Below are 2,279 nucleotides of genomic sequence, written 5' to 3' on the forward strand. Positions count from 1 at the left end.
CCGTAAGAATAAAATTTATATTCGTTTTTAATGGCTTCTTCATAAGCATGCATCAGGAAATCTTTCCCGGCAAATGCCGCAACCATCATCATGAGTGTAGATTTTGGAGTATGAAAATTGGTAATCATGGAGTTAGCCACTCCGAAATCATGTGGCGGGAAAATAAACTTATTTGTCCACCCATGGTACGGGCCAATTTTTTTATTTGATGAAACCGAAGTTTCCAAAGCGCGCATGGTAGTGGTTCCCACTGCGCAAACTCTTCTCTGCTCTGCAACAGCTTTGTTGATGATGTCTGCATTCAGCTGATCGATGATGGCTTCTTCCGACTCCATTTTATGCTTGCTTAAATCTTCAACTTCGATAGGATTGAAAGTTCCGAGACCTACATGAAGCGTAACTTCAGCAAAGTCGATTCCTTTGATTTCTAATCTCTTCATCAGGTGTCTGGAAAAGTGTAAACCTGCAGTTGGCGCTGCTACAGCCCCTTCGTGTTTTGCATAAATGGTTTGGTAACGCTCTGCATCTTCAGGTTCTACGGCTCTCTTGATGTATTTAGGAAGTGGCGTTTCGCCCAGTTCTTTCAATTTAGCACGGAATTCTTCGTAAGATCCATCGTACAGAAATCTTAAAGTTCTGCCTCTTGAAGTGGTATTATCAATTACTTCTGCAACCAGAGATTCGTCTTCAGTGAAAAATAACTTGTTTCCGATTCTTATTTTTCTTGCCGGATCAACCAAAACGTCCCACACACGAGTTTCTTTATCGAGTTCTCTCAAAAGAAAAACTTCAATTTTAGCTCCGGTTTTTTCTTTGTTTCCGTAGAGTCTGGCAGGAAAAACTTTGGTATTATTAAAGATAAAAAGATCGTGCTCGTCGAAATAATCTACCACATCTTTGAATAGTTTATGTTCAATGGTTTCCGTTTTACGGTTGAGCACCATGAGTTTAGCGTCGTCTCGGTGTTCTGCTGGATGTTCTGCCAAAAGTTCTTCCGGCAGGTGGAAGTTGAAATCAGATGTTTTCATTTTTTAAATTACGGTTTAAAAATTAGCCCGAAAACCAAATAATTTTCGGACTGCAAATATACGACTTTGAAAAGGCAAAGTCAAGCGAATAACGATTTATCTAGAAGTTCAGGGTTTTAGGAAGCGTTATTTTAAGTTTTACATCATTATGATCTTCAAGCACAAATTCACAACTCACTTTTTTTTCGGTGATATCGTCGCTTACTACCATATAATTTCCCGGAAAATCTGCATCACTCGGCAACATATAATTAACACTTCTGCTTAAAACGAACATTGGAAACATATTTTTACTGGCCGGTTGCAGGGTAAGAATATGTTTAGCAATAGGTTTTTTTGCTTTTTTTGAACTGAAAATCTGCATTGAAACCTGCTTTGGATAAGATTCTGATATTTCACCAAAAGTAATATACTGCTTTTGATTAATTAAATGTTTCGTGTTGAGTTTGTAGGAATAATCGTATTCAAAAGCGAAAAAAATGTTTCCGTTTGACTTACTTTCTTTTACAGTAAAATGATGTGCCAGATCAGTTTTGGAATCAAAGAGTGTGGCACTAAGATAGTCCGGAACCCTTGTAATTTTTAGGAAATAATTAAAATCATCGGAATTAAAATAATTAACCGATTCTTTAATACCCTTTTTCTTCGCGTTATTAAGTACGTATTTGGTGACGGTATCAAATGAATAAGTCTGTGCAGAGCTCAACACAAACGCAAAAATAAAGGCCAAGAAATAAAATTTTCTCATAAAAATGTTTTTAAGATTTCCCATTCCGCCAGTTTTTTATCGAATGAAACCGTATGAAGAGGACTTGTCGAAGGTAAAACAAATACGGGAATTTCTGCTTCTTGTCCTAAAATTTTCTTTAAATTCTTGAATGATTTCTGGCCGTTGCAGAACACCGCCTTAATGGTAAGATGTTCACGCAGCATTCTTGTAATATCATTTTGCTCCTCATTGCGGATTTTCGTGTCGAGACTTCCCTCTCTTTCGCAGGTATCAATCACATCCCAAAGTGCGATGTTATTTTTCCTGATAATTTCAGTTTTCTTTTGATAATCCGCAGTGAAATCTTCTTCGAAAAGTTGAAAAATAATCTTCCAGAACTGGTTTTGCGGATGTGCATAATATTGCTGCATTTCCAGCGACTTAACACCCGGAACAGATCCTAAAATCAGGATTTTAGAACCTTCTGAAATGATTGGCGGGAAAGATGAAATTCGTTTCTGCATTTTATGACTCAGCATTTA

3 protein-coding genes are annotated in these 2,279 nt (G+C 37.2%); all 3 read right to left on the reverse strand.

Going from position 1 to position 2,279, the window contains the following annotated elements; all coding sequences use genetic code 11:
• On the reverse strand, positions 1-1,028 hold a 1,028-nt coding region (gene queA, locus V5N63_RS10425), incomplete at its 3' end, for a tRNA preQ1(34) S-adenosylmethionine ribosyltransferase-isomerase QueA (RefSeq protein WP_332033889.1).
• A 100-nt stretch (positions 1,029-1,128) separates the two neighbouring features.
• Positions 1,129-1,776, reverse strand: coding sequence for a hypothetical protein (locus V5N63_RS10430; RefSeq protein ID WP_332033890.1), 648 nt, complete (start codon positions 1,774-1,776; stop codon positions 1,129-1,131).
• Positions 1,773-2,261 (reverse strand): DNA-deoxyinosine glycosylase, encoded by a 489-nt coding sequence (locus tag V5N63_RS10435; RefSeq protein ID WP_332033891.1) that lies wholly within the window; start codon positions 2,259-2,261, stop codon positions 1,773-1,775. The genes V5N63_RS10430 and V5N63_RS10435 overlap by 4 nt, the downstream gene beginning before the upstream one ends.
• Between the last annotated feature and the right edge of the window lie 18 nt (positions 2,262-2,279).

This window comes from Kaistella sp. (genome assembly GCF_032060305.1).
Taxonomy (GTDB): Bacteria; Bacteroidota; Bacteroidia; order Flavobacteriales; family Weeksellaceae; genus Kaistella; species Kaistella yananensis.

Bases quoted from the DNA above. Each gene is read 5' to 3' on its own strand.
- V5N63_RS10430 (WP_332033890.1), bottom strand. From the start codon at position 1,776: ATGAGAAAATTTTATTTCTTGGCCTTTATTTTTGCGTTTGTGTTGAGC.
- V5N63_RS10435 (WP_332033891.1), bottom strand. From the start codon at position 2,261: ATGCAGAAACGAATTTCATCTTTCCCGCCAATCATTTCAGAAGGTTCT.